Here is a 12,598-nt window from a genome sequence, read left to right on the forward strand (position 1 = left end):
TACTCCATAAGAAAATCCTCTCTAGAAACTCTAGGGAGGATTTTTTGAAGGGTAAACATTTATATTGTTTTTATCTTTGTGGATGATGCTCGTCAAAAATCAACATCTGACGTCGTTAACTCACCTTGTTGAACTCTAGTTCTACCTGTGGTTTTTAGGACACAAGCTACGCTAGTGTTATCTATTACTTTCCACAACTCTCAATTGTGGAACCTAGTCAGATTTTGATTTTAATAGAGTATAAATTGGATTGTGAGTACTAATAAGAGGAACTTTGTCCACAGTTCTTCGCTTTCCGGTGTATAATCAGTAGAAAAAAGAGAGAACAAATTTTGTTCTCCCTAAGATAGGTGTTTCATCTCCTCATGAAAAGGTTGATTTTCAGAGGGAGATTGTCTTTAGTGTTAGGATTGAATGCGACTGGATTGGATTGTACTCTTGATATTGTATTTTTTCTTGAGTAGGTAACGGCTACCAAAGGCAAGTACTCCGACTAGAACCAAGCCAAGGTTTGGAAGTACAGGATTGATAACAGCAGGTAGTAGGCTAGTGATAGAGAAGGCTAATATCCAAAGGAGGGTACAAGCTGTGAGAATGAGGAAGGATTTCCAAAGTGGTGGACGTTTGGAACGGTCTTGCCCCATAAAGCGATAGACATAGTGATACATGGCATAAAAGACTAGACCACCCACAGCACTAGAGCTGAGAATGGTCGTTAAACCATAGATTTCAGGTTGTGAAGACAATAGGGAAACCAAACCTTGTACGACAGCAAAAAAGGCTAAAATCAATAAGGATGTATCTACCCACATGAGAAATGGGCTTTCATTTTCAGGAGCTTTTTCGGCACCAGCTGGCTTGACTTGCTCCAAAGCCCAAGCCGTTGGGGAACCAAAAAGTCCGCGGGCAGGAATGCCCTTTTTCTGGTTTTCCAAAATGGTTGGTAAAATCGTTTCCAGAAGTGCTTCGATTTCTTGGTTGTTTTTTCCTTCGTGAATGAGTTGCTTAGTGGCAGTGTGGATAAATTCCTGATTTTTTTTGGTTAATTCGTTAAGATTAATTGACATAAGTCCTCCTTAAAATGGGATTAAAACCATCTTTTCTTGATGAAATAGACAGTGAGTGAAAAGCTGATGGCAAAGGAGATAAAAATAATGAGCCAGAAGGCGTGTGGTAGGCCGTTGAGCGGGATCTCATTGTCTTTAAAGTTCATACCATAAGCTGAGAAAATCATGGTTGGAATTTCTAGAACCATGGTCATCAGGGCCAGGGTTTTCATGATTGTATTTTGATTATTGGAGACGATAGTCGCAAAGGTTTCGGTCATGCCGTGCAAGATATTCCCATAAATATCAGCCATTTCGATGGCCTGTTGGGTTTCAATCAAGGTATCTTCCAGCAAATCATCGTCTTCAACATAGCGTCGGATGATACTGGAAGAACCCGTCAATTTTTTGACTACGCGTTCGTTCGTCTTGAGGGAAGCCTTGAAATAGACGATTGTTTTTTCTAGTTCCATCAGCTCAATCAATTCTTCATTTCGAGTGGCTTGATGGAGTTGACTTTCGATTTGCTCGCTTTTTCGGTCAATCGTTCGTAGGGCTGCCAAGTAGATTTCGGCATTGCGGTACAGCATTTGAAAAACAAAGCGAGAACGCATAAAGGTATAGAAATTCCGCAGACGACGATTGATAAAGCTATCGAGCAAGGGCAAGGGCTCCAAACAAGTCGTTACGATGACATCATCTGTAATGACGATTCCTAGAGGGATGGTCACATAGTAGGTCTTGTTATTACGCTCCTCAACCACAGGGACATCGACGATAATGAGAGTGTAGTCATCCTCGATGACGATACGAGACATCTCTTCGGCGTCAAGCGGTGCTCGCAGGTCTGCGAGATCGATATTATAGGCATTTGCGACTTCAATGGATTCGCTCTGGGAAGGGTTGACTAGGTTAATCCAGGTTCCAGGTTCTAGGGACTCAACTTCTCTAAACTCTGTTGTGGTTGATAAAAATATTTGTCTCATCCTGACCTCCTTTAGTGAATTCATTGCACACTTTATCATTATACTATAAAAAATCCAATTTTAGGACAAAAGATTGTTAAAAATTTTGATATAATGAAAGATAGGAAATAAAAAGAGAAAGCAAGGAAACATGCAGGATAAAATTGTGATTCATGGGGCTCGTGCCCATAATTTGAAAAACATTGATGTGACGATTCCAAGAGATAAGTTGGTCGTGGTGACAGGCTTATCTGGCTCTGGGAAGTCCAGTCTAGCCTTTGATACCATTTATGCAGAAGGGCAACGTCGGTATGTGGAGAGTTTGTCAGCCTATGCTCGGCAATTCTTGGGCAATATGGAAAAGCCAGATGTGGATTCGATTGATGGTTTGAGTCCTGCCATTTCTATTGACCAAAAAACAACCAGTAAAAATCCTCGTTCAACAGTAGGAACAACGACCGAAATTAATGATTATCTGCGACTTCTTTATGCACGAATTGGAACGCCTTACTGTATCAATGGTCATGGAGCGATTACTGCTTCGTCCGTTGAGCAGATTGTAAATCAGGTTTTGGAATTACCAGAACGTCAACGTTTGCAGGTGTTGGCTCCGATTATTCGCAAGAAAAAAGGGCAGCATAAGACGATTTTTGAAAAAATTCAAAAAGATGGCTACGTCCGTGTTCGGGTGAATGGTGAGATTTATGATGTGACAGAGGTTCCTGAGCTGTCAAAGAGCAAAAAGCATGATATTGAGGTTGTGGTCGATCGGATAGTCATTAAAGAAGGTATTCGTAGTCGTTTGTTTGACTCGGTGGAAGCTGCACTTCGGATTGCGGAAGGTTATGTGATTATTGATACCTTGGATGAGCAGGAAATGCTTTTCTCAGAGCATTATGCCTGTCCGCTTTGTGGATTTACGGTGCCGGAGCTAGAGCCACGCCTCTTTTCTTTCAATGCTCCCTTTGGCTCTTGTAGTGAATGCGATGGTCTTGGGATGAAGCTAGAGGTGGATCTTGATTTGGTGGTACCAGATAGTACAAAGACCTTGCGAGAAGGAGCTCTGGCCCCTTGGAATCCAATTTCATCGAATTACTATCCACAGATGTTAGAACAAGCCATGGCTGAATTTGGCATTGATATGGATACTCCTTTTGAAGAGTTGACGGACGATGAGAAAAACTTGATTTTCTATGGTTCAGCTGGGAAAGAGTTCCATTTTCATTATGAAAATGAATTTGGGGGAATTCGAGATATTGACATTCCTTTCGAGGGCATTGTGACCAATATTAGCCGTCGTCATCATGAAACGAGTAGTGATTTTACCCGAACACAAATGCGGACCTATATGAATGAGCTAACCTGTGCGACTTGCCATGGCTACCGCTTGAATGATCAGGCTTTGTCTGTTCGCATTGGTGGTGAAAAGGGGCTCCATATCGGGGAGTTATCGGATTTGTCCATTGCAGATCATTTGGAAGTGGTGGAAAATCTTACACTGACGGACAATCAAGCAACGATTGCAAAGCCGATTGTGAAGGAAATTCACGACCGTCTCTCTTTCCTAAAAAATGTAGGTCTGAATTATTTAACCCTCTCTCGCTCGGCAGGGACCTTGTCAGGGGGAGAAAGCCAGCGAATTCGTTTGGCAACACAGATTGGCTCCAATCTTTCAGGTGTGCTGTATATCTTGGATGAGCCGTCGATTGGGCTTCATCAGCGAGACAATGACCGCTTGATTGAGAGTTTGAAAAAAATGCGTGATTTAGGCAATACCCTTATTGTGGTGGAGCATGATGAGGATACGATGCGGGAAGCAGATTATCTGATTGATGTAGGCCCTGGAGCAGGTGTTTTTGGAGGGCAGATCGTTGCAGCAGGAACGCCGAAGCAGGTCGCTAGAAACAGCAAATCGATTACAGGGCAATACTTGTCTGGCAAACGTAAGATTGCCGTTCCGAGTGAGCGTCGTGTTGGAAATGGTCGTTTTATCGAAATCAAGGGAGCTGCCCAAAATAATCTCCAAAATATTACGGCTAAATTTCCACTGGGCAAGTTTATTGCGGTTACAGGTGTGTCTGGCTCAGGAAAATCAACCTTGATTAACTCGATTTTGAAAAAAGCGTTGGCCCAAAAGCTGAATCGTAATTCAGAAAAACCAGGGAAATTCAAATCCATCACAGGAATTGAACATGTGGATCGCTTGATTGATATTGACCAGAGTCCTATCGGTCGAACACCTCGTTCCAATCCAGCGACCTATACAGGTGTTTTTGACGACATTCGTGATTTATTTGCCCAGACCAATGAAGCCAAGATACGAGGCTATAAGAAAGGGAGATTTTCTTTCAATGTTAAAGGTGGGCGTTGCGAGGCTTGTTCAGGGGATGGAATTATCAAGATTGAAATGCACTTTTTACCAGATGTGTATGTAGCTTGTGAGGTCTGTCACGGGACACGCTACAATAGCGAAACGCTGGAAGTTCATTACAAGGAGAAAAATATTGCCCAGGTTCTTGATATGACGGTCAATGATGCTGTCGAATTTTTCAAGCACATTCCCAAAATTGAGCGTAAACTCCAAACCATCAAGGATGTTGGACTGGGCTATGTAACTTTGGGACAGCCCGCAACGACCCTCTCAGGAGGAGAAGCGCAGCGGATGAAACTAGCGAGTGAGCTCCACAAACGCTCGACAGGCAAGAGCTTTTATATCCTCGATGAGCCAACGACTGGTCTCCATACAGAAGATATTGCAAAACTTCTCACAGTTTTGGCACGCTTTGTTGATGACGGAAATACGGTACTGGTTATTGAGCATAATCTGGATGTGATTAAGACTGCAGACCATATCATCGATTTGGGTCCAGAAGGCGGTGTCGGCGGTGGTATGATTATCGCAACAGGAACACCAGAAGAAGTAGCTGCAAACGAAGCCAGCTATACAGGACAGTATTTGAAAGGAAAACTAGAAGATGCATACGAATAGACTGGAAAAACTACGCCATCAGATGATGGAAACAGGCACTCCTGCCCTCCTCATCACAAATTTGAAGAATATTTATTATCTGACAGGATTTTGGGGATCGGCAGGAACGGTGCTGATTACGGCGGATCGGCAAGTGTTAATCACCGATGATCGCTACATCACTTATGCCCAGTCCGTGGTCAAGGATTTTGAAGTGGTGTCAGAAAGGGATGAATTGGCTGTTGTTGCTAAGGTTTTAAAAGACAGTCATATCAGCGAGCTGGCTTTTGAGGATGAAGTGTCAGTTGCCTATTACCAAGCCATGCAGACTGTATTTGAAGGAATGCACTTGGTCCCAACGAGCAATTTGGTGATGAATTTGCGGATGATGAAGGATGAGACAGAGATTGCGACCATTCAACGTGCCTGTCAGATTTCGGACCAAGCTTTTTTAGACGCTTTGGACTTTATCAAACCAGGAAAAACAGAGCTTGAAGTAGCGAATTTCCTTGATTTTCGCATGCGGGAAATGGGGTCTGAGGCCGTATCCTTTGATACCATTGCCGCATCGGGTTACCGCTCGGCTATGCCGCACGGACGTGCGTCCGAGAAGGTCATAGAAGCTGGTGATGCTCTGACACTTGATTTTGGCTGTATCTATGACCATTATGTGAGCGACATGACACGTACCATCTATATTGGTTCTGTCAGCGATGAAGAGGCCGAGATTTACCAGACTGTTTTAGCAGCCAACCAAGCCCTGATTGCAGCGGCAAAGGCTGGCATGGAATACCGTGAATTTGACGGAGTTCCTCGTCGGGTGATTGAAGCGGCGGGTTATGGCCCTTACTTTACGCATGGGATTGGTCATGGGATGGGGCTTGATGTCCATGAAATCCCCTACTTTAGTAAAACAGCAACGGATAAAATTCAAGCGGGCATGGTCTTGACCGATGAGCCAGGGATTTATCTGGAAGGAAAGTATGGTGTCCGGATTGAGGATGATCTTTTGATTACAGAAGATGGTTGTAAAATCCTAACCCTAGCACCGAAAGAATTAACTGTGATTTGAGAAAATTTCAAATCTATGGTAAAATAAAGAGAAATATTTTTTTAAAAGAGGTAATAAAAGATGATTGAAGCAAGCAAACTGAAAGCTGGGATGACATTTGAAACAGCAGACGGGAAATTGATCCGCGTTCTTGAAGCGAGCCACCACAAGCCAGGTAAGGGAAATACTATCATGCGGATGAAATTGCGTGATGTTCGTACAGGTTCAACATTTGATACGAGCTACCGTCCAGAGGAAAAATTTGAGCAAGCGATTATCGAAACTCGTCCAGCTCAATACCTGTACCAAATGGATGATACAGCTTACTTCATGGACACAGAATCCTTTGAGCAGTATGAAATTCCAGTAGCGAGCGTTGAGCAAGAATTGAAATTTATCCTTGAAAACTCAGAAGTGAAAATCCAGTTCTACGGAACAGAAGTAATCGGTGTGACTGTCCCAACAACGGTAGAGTTAGTCGTAACAGAAACACAACCATCTATCAAGGGAGCAACTGTGACAGGATCAGGTAAACCAGCAACGCTTGAAACAGGTCTTGTTGTCAATGTTCCTGACTTTATCGAAGTTGGACAAAAATTGATCATCAATACGCAAGAAGGAACGTACGTTTCTCGTGCATAATTCCACTAGAAAGGACAGATTATGGCAGTTGAACAATTAGGTGAAATCGTTATTGCACCGCGTGTCTTGGAGAAAATCATTGCCATTGCGACTGCAAAAGTAGAGGGAGTTCACTCCTTTGCGAATAAAAGTATGTCAGATAGCTTGTCAAAACGGGCCTTGGGGCGTGGCGTTTATCTTCATACAGCAGAAAATGGAGATTTGACAGTAGACATTTACCTCTATATGGAATATGGAGTTGGTGTGCCAGCTGTTGCCGTAGCAATTCAAAAAGCAGTCAAAAGTGCAGTGCATGATATGGCAGAGGTTAGCCTTACGGCTGTCAATGTCCATGTGGCAGGCATTGTGCCAGAAAAAGCACCAAAACCAGACTTTAAAGATTTGTTTGATGAGGATTTCCTCAATGACTGATGTACAATTAGAAACAAGACGTGATTTGCGTGAGCGTGCATTTCAAGCATTGATGGCGATGGAGTATGGCAAGGATGTGGTAGAAGCATGTCAGTTTGCCTACCTTCATGACCGTGATGAAGAAAAGGAAATGGATATTCCAGCCTTTCTCCTTAACCTTGTGAGCGGAGTTGCACAGTCAAAGGATGAATTGGACGAAAGTATCAGCCAACATTTGAAAGAAGGCTGGACCTTGGAACGCTTGACCTCCGTTGACCGTAACCTGCTCCGTCTCGGTGTCTTTGAAATCACAGCCTTTAACACCCCACAATTGGTCGCAATCAATGAAGCCATTGAGCTTGCAAAGACTTACTCAGATGAAAAGTCGAGTCGCTTTATCAATGGTCTCTTGAGCCAGTTTGTAGTGGACAAAGCTGAAGTAGCAGAATAAGAAAAAGAGTTGTACGAACTGAATTTCCCCAAATAGCTGGATCAATGGTCCAAGAGTGGGAATTCAGTCATGTTCAACTCTTTTTGTGTAGGGAGTGATTGCTACTTGCTGAAACTAAAGAGGCTGAGACAAACCAGGATGAGTGCGACATGCTCGCCCACAAAACCATTTAATCTGGAAGATTACGGATAAAACCATACTCGTCAAAAATCACTTTCTTCTATCGTTAACGTACTTTGCTGAACCTAGTTTTTCGTTTACTTTATTCGGAAACCTTCAATTTTTGAACACAAATAGTTCAAACACTCATCTAGAACGCTTGGTCTAAAATTCCCTTATTGAGTTTCTAAACAAGTCTATTATTTTTTTTGAGAAAATAGAAGGTAACCGCTCCATAACGAGGTATATTGAAAAAGTTCCAAAGTCTTGCTTGACTCTGGAACTTTTTCTATTTGCAGTTGTTCTGAATTCGTTCAGTCCACGGTAAATAAGCCTCTAGAACCTCCTTTTTTGCGAGTGAATCCTCGTTTGGAAGATGTTCCAGAAGATAAGTGATGTATTTCTCTGAATCAAGACCATGCCTCTTAGCTGTCTCCAGTAAACTCAGGATAATGGCAGTTGCTTTAGCTCCCTCAAAACTTTGGGAAAACAACCAATTTTTCCGTCCAATGACCAAGGACTTAATGGCGCGTTCTGCTACATTATTGGATAGAACCAAGCGACCATCTTGAAGAACTGCCTTGAATAGTTCCTCATACTTAAGGCTATACTCTATCGCACGACCAAGTTTTGATCCAGGTAAAATAGATTGATTGCGGCACCAGTTGAAGAACTCATCCATCAAAGGGGCTAACTCTGCCTGGCGTTTATGTAGTCGCTCTTCAGTAGAGAGGTCAACCCAGTCATTCTCCAAGGCAAATAAGCGGTCGCAATAGGCTAATCCCTTGGCACCCAAGGAAGTCTTGTCTGCCTTTTTAGGAGTGGCCTCGAAGAACTTTCTTCTGACATGAGCCCAACAACCAACTAGCTGAGCTCGTTCTAACTGTCTATATGCCGACCACATATCACAATGTACATAGCCTGTGTAATCTCCAAGAAACTCCTTCACAACCAAGCCACTCCGCCCTTTATCGTGATGATAAAGAGTGATTCCCTGTTCTTCATGCTTCCCAGACAAGAAGGTCCAGTAGAAGGTCAACTGACTATCATTTTCCAAGACCTTATAAGAAGTCTCATCCGCATGGAGAACAGGCTGTTCTAGTAATTTCTCGTGCAGAAGGTCATAAATCGGCTCGAAATAATACTGACTAGACTTGATGTGCCAGTTGGCGATTTCCTTCCGTGTGATTGGCAAGCCAAGCTTGTTCCAATCCTCTTCCTGGCGGTAGTTGGGGACTTTCAGATTGAACTTCTGATGAATGGTGTGGGCAATAATGGAGGCTGACCCCAAGCTATGGGCCAGAGATGCCTTAGGAACGGGAGCCTTGATAATTTTATCGCTAAGATTGTTCTCGCTACACGCCTGACACTTGTAAGCGTGTTGGACATGGTCAATTCGCTTCAATTGTGCAGGAATGAAGACCAACTCTTGCCGTTGGACGGTTGAACCAATTTCTTTCAACTGACCATGACAGTCTGGACAAGTGCAGTCTTCGCCTTTTAGTTCATGATGAACCATCTCCGGAGTAAACTGACTGAAAACAGCCTGACGAACTCCCTTGGTTTTCTTGCGTTTGTAGGTGATGGTCTCTGTTTCAACTGGGTAAGTCAGCGTCTTCTTCAGGAAGTGGTTCTTCTTCAAAGAGACTTAGCTGACCAGTTTGATGCACAACCTTTTCTGATGACTTGCCATAGAGCTTTTGTGTCAGATAAGCTACTTGTTCACGAAGGAGAGCAAGTTCATTTGTGAGTTGTTGGTTAACAGCTGCTTGTTGTTTAATAATGGCTAATAACTCTTCCATAGTCTCACCCTCCAGTTTTCTTTATTATACCGAAAAGAAAGCCATGATTTCAATAGAAATCACGACTGTTTGTAGGTTTTATTTTAGGGCTTATCGAAAATCCCTTCATCAGCCAGTCTACTTGCTCGGAAGTGAGGGCTTTGACCTCATGTTCATCATTAGGCCAAGTGAGTTTGCCGTTTTCAAATCGCTTGTAAAGCAACCAGAAACCTTGTCCATCCCAATAAAGAGCCTTGAAACGGTCTTTGCGGCCACCACAGAAGAGAAAAACTTGACCAGAAAAGGGATCAAGGTTGAACTGACTTTTTACCAGATAAGCCAGCGAATCAATCCCTTGACGCATATCGGTTTTGCCACAAACCAGATAGACCTGCCCTAAATCACTGAGTTGAATGACCATAGAGCAATACCTTATCTAAAATAGTTTCAAGTGTTTCTTGATGAAGAGATTGGAACAAGCTTAGTTCAACTTTTCCAATACGCATTTTCATTACCAGATCATTTCTGGATTTATGAGGAAATCGACGAGATTGTGGTGTTTTCAAGGGAACAATAGGTTGTGACATCAAAATAGCCTCCAGTTCTGTTTTCTGATAACAGTATACTAGAGGCGTGGAAAATATCATAGACACCTGGTTATGGGGCGGTTACAATAGAAGGAACAAAGTGAGCCAAAAACATCCGTTTTTTCGTAAAAGGAAGGGGTTCCTATTCCTGCACTATAAGAACGTATCAAAAACTGGGAATTTTTGAAAAAGATTTAGAATGTGGACAACTTCTCTTACTGACAAGATTAGAAGCAGAGGCATAAACTTTTAGAAAAATTGCTTGGATATTTTTTAAGAGTTTTTCTAAAATTTAGGAGAATACCTTTGTAGTATCGTAAAAACTCACTGGAAATCTCAGAGGCTTTTAGTGAATTTTAGCAATTCTCACTTGCATGCGAATAAACATATCGCGTTGGGGATGAGAAAGATTGGGGTGCTCATGGATAACTTCGCAAATATAGGGGCCGTTTGTACGATAGCCAGCTTGTTGAATGGCTTGGTAAAAATGCGGAAGTAGCCTTATTTCTTCTTCAAAAGAAGCAGCGTATTGAATAGCATAAGCACCTTCAGGTATCTGCTTGGTTGACAGACTTGGTAAATCCAGATATTGGTCGTGAAATAGCAAGAAGCAGTCGGAATACCAATTCTGAGACTGAAAGTTTTCTAAATCCATCAGTGAACCGATTTTACTAAAATTTTCAAAGAAGGGGCTGTATTGATTGATTTCCTGCTTAAAATACCGGAGGTTCAACTCATATTCTTCAGGAGACATTTGATAAATATTTTGAGATAGTTTGAAGGTAGCGACTTTTCTTTGAGGAAATGCTTGGATTTCAAGCTCTTTTTGAAAGCGTCGTTCTTGATATAATTGAACGCCTGAGCGAAAACTCTCAATTTCTTTGATTCGTTCCTCTAAAATCTGCTTTTCCTTGATTAATTGATGATAGCGATCTTCGATGAGCTGATGAAGGTGAGGGTTGCTCTTGTCTGACAGAATTTCTTTAATATCTTCCAGTGAAAAATCAAGTTGCCGTAGGTATTGAATCGAGTCGACAATGGAAGATTGCTTGATATGATAGTAGCGGTAATTGGTTTCTGGATCAATATGATAGGGGTGGAGTAGACCAATTTGGTCATAAAAACGCAAGGTGCGAATAGAAATAGCATTGATTTTGGAGAATTCTCCGATTCGTAAAATTTTTTTCATTTTTTCTTAAACTCTCTATTGACTCTCTAGTTACTAGAGACATTATACTATAATTGTGAAAAAAATAACAATAAAAAGGAGCGTTCACAATGAAACATTCAAAAATTAGAGCTGTCCAATATGGTTGCGGTAAAATGTCTAAGGTTTTATTTCAATATTTGAAAGACCATGATGTGGAAATTGTCGGGGCAATTGACAATAATCCTGCAGTGGTCGGACAAGACGTGGGTGATTTTGCGGAATTAGGCTACAAGACAGGCGTGATTATCTCTGATGATGCAGAAGCTGTATTTTCAAGTTGCGATGCAGATATTGCTATTGTTACTATTTTCTCTTACATGCCTGAAATGTATGATTTTTATGAAACAGCTATCAAGCATGGGGTGAATGTGATTTCAACTTGTGAAGAAGCCATCTATCCATGGACTACGTCACCATCAGAAACCAACCGTCTCGATAAATTGGCAAAAGAGCATGGGGTAACAATTACAGGCTCAGGAATGCAGGATATTTATTGGATCAATATGCCGTGTCTCATGATGGCTGGTGTAAATAAAATTACCAAAATTAAAGGTGCTGTCAGCTACAACGTGGAAGATTATGGTTTAGCACTTGCTGAAGCCCACGGTGCAGGTTACGATGTAGAGCGTTTTGAAAAAGAAATTGCGTCTGCCGAAAGCCTTCCATCATACATGTGGAATTCTGCGGAAGCGATCTGTTCTAAAATGAATTGGACGATTAAAGATATTTCTCAAAAGAGTGTTCCTTATATCTTAGAGGAAGACATCTATTCTGAAACCCTTGGTCGGACTATTCCAGCAGGAGAAGTGACAGGAATGTCAGCTGTGACAACAATCCATACTTACCAAGGAATAGAACTGGAAGTAGAATGTATCGGAAAAGTTTACCGCGAAAATGACGGAGACATGTGTGATTGGGAAATTATTGGAGAACCTGATTTGGTATTTTCTGTAAGCAAACCAGATACAGTGGCTCATACTTGTGCGACAGTTGTCAATCGTATCCCAAGTGTACTTGCTGCGCCAGCAGGATTTGTAACCTGTGAAAAATTACGCGAGGTTGAATACCCAACCTACCCTCTTCATACTTATGTAGATTAAAACTGAGAATTACAAAGAAGTTGATGTTATGGCATGCAACTTCTTTTTTTGGTTCGTGATTATTGAAAAATGAATAGGAATTTTCTGATACGTAATCAAAAAGGCGAAGATATGATAGCAATACTTGTTAAAAATCAGCTTCTTCCGTCGTTAGCCCCCTTGCTGAACTTTCGTTCTACCTAGGGTTTCGTTTGCTAATCAGGTGTTGGTTTTTATAGAGTGTAAGTGTCTAGTTTTTTTATCACACT

13 protein-coding genes are annotated in these 12,598 nt (G+C 41.9%); 6 read left to right on the forward strand and 7 right to left on the reverse strand.

All coding sequences use genetic code 11. The features are described 5' to 3' along the window. Positions 1-404: 404 nt before the first annotated feature. Together BFM96_RS04495 and BFM96_RS04500 are read right to left on the reverse strand one after the other, a co-directional pair. On the reverse strand, positions 405-1,067 hold the full coding sequence (locus BFM96_RS04495) for a DUF1129 domain-containing protein (RefSeq protein ID WP_068990868.1): 663 nt from the start codon (positions 1,065-1,067) through the stop codon (positions 405-407). A gap of 20 nt (positions 1,068-1,087) precedes the next feature. Further along, a complete protein-coding gene (locus BFM96_RS04500) occupies positions 1,088-2,032 on the reverse strand; it encodes a magnesium transporter CorA family protein (protein WP_068990873.1) in 945 nt (314 codons plus the stop codon). A gap of 130 nt (positions 2,033-2,162) precedes the next feature. On the opposite strand from BFM96_RS04500, the gene uvrA reads away from it, so the two are divergent. Genes uvrA through nusB form a run of 5 tightly spaced genes read left to right on the forward strand, consistent with a single transcriptional unit; the run spans position 2,163 to position 7,513 of the window. Continuing rightward, entirely contained in the window at positions 2,163-5,000 is a 2,838-nt protein-coding gene (uvrA, locus tag BFM96_RS04505; RefSeq protein ID WP_068990877.1) for an excinuclease ABC subunit UvrA, read from the forward strand. Further along, a complete protein-coding gene (locus BFM96_RS04510) occupies positions 4,987-6,051 on the forward strand; it encodes a M24 family metallopeptidase (protein ID WP_068990884.1) in 1,065 nt (354 codons plus the stop codon). Before uvrA ends, BFM96_RS04510 begins: the two co-directional genes overlap by 14 nt. Before the next feature lie 60 nt (positions 6,052-6,111). Further along, a complete protein-coding gene (gene efp / locus BFM96_RS04515; protein ID WP_068990888.1) occupies positions 6,112-6,672 on the forward strand; it encodes an elongation factor P in 561 nt (186 codons plus the stop codon). 21 nt (positions 6,673-6,693) lie between these two features. Beyond that, positions 6,694-7,083: an Asp23/Gls24 family envelope stress response protein gene (locus tag BFM96_RS04520; protein ID WP_068990891.1), complete on the forward strand. Its 390-nt coding sequence runs from the start codon at positions 6,694-6,696 to the stop codon at positions 7,081-7,083. Further along, on the forward strand, positions 7,076-7,513 hold the full coding sequence (nusB, locus tag BFM96_RS04525) for a transcription antitermination factor NusB (RefSeq protein ID WP_068990892.1): 438 nt from the start codon (positions 7,076-7,078) through the stop codon (positions 7,511-7,513). The genes BFM96_RS04520 and nusB overlap by 8 nt, the downstream gene beginning before the upstream one ends. Positions 7,514-7,961: 448 nt before the next feature. Here nusB and BFM96_RS04530 read toward each other — a convergent pair whose 3' ends face one another. From BFM96_RS04530 to BFM96_RS04550, 5 genes are all read right to left on the reverse strand, one after another. Continuing rightward, positions 7,962-9,314, reverse strand: a complete 1,353-nt coding sequence (locus tag BFM96_RS04530; protein WP_068990898.1) for an IS66-like element short variant transposase — start codon at positions 9,312-9,314, stop codon at positions 7,962-7,964. After that, complete coding sequence (locus tag BFM96_RS04535; RefSeq protein ID WP_068988780.1) at positions 9,268-9,474, reverse strand: IS66 family transposase; 207 nt, start codon at positions 9,472-9,474, stop codon at positions 9,268-9,270. The genes BFM96_RS04530 and BFM96_RS04535 overlap by 47 nt, the downstream gene beginning before the upstream one ends. Positions 9,475-9,523: 49 nt before the next feature. Continuing rightward, positions 9,524-9,874: an IS66 family insertion sequence element accessory protein TnpB gene (gene tnpB / locus BFM96_RS04540; protein ID WP_068990900.1), complete on the reverse strand. Its 351-nt coding sequence runs from the start codon at positions 9,872-9,874 to the stop codon at positions 9,524-9,526. Then, entirely contained in the window at positions 9,855-10,040 is a 186-nt protein-coding gene (locus BFM96_RS04545; protein WP_068990903.1) for a hypothetical protein, read from the reverse strand. The genes tnpB and BFM96_RS04545 overlap by 20 nt, the downstream gene beginning before the upstream one ends. A 346-nt stretch (positions 10,041-10,386) precedes the next feature. Next, a complete protein-coding gene (locus BFM96_RS04550; RefSeq protein ID WP_068990907.1) occupies positions 10,387-11,229 on the reverse strand; it encodes a MerR family transcriptional regulator in 843 nt (280 codons plus the stop codon). Between the two features lie 89 nt (positions 11,230-11,318). On the opposite strand from BFM96_RS04550, the gene BFM96_RS04555 reads away from it, so the two are divergent. Further along, on the forward strand, positions 11,319-12,350 hold the full coding sequence (locus BFM96_RS04555; RefSeq protein ID WP_068990910.1) for an NAD(P)H-dependent amine dehydrogenase family protein: 1,032 nt from the start codon (positions 11,319-11,321) through the stop codon (positions 12,348-12,350). Positions 12,351-12,598: the final 248 nt, after the last annotated feature.

The organism is Streptococcus himalayensis, from assembly GCF_001708305.1.
Classification (GTDB): domain Bacteria; phylum Bacillota; class Bacilli; order Lactobacillales; family Streptococcaceae; genus Streptococcus; species Streptococcus himalayensis.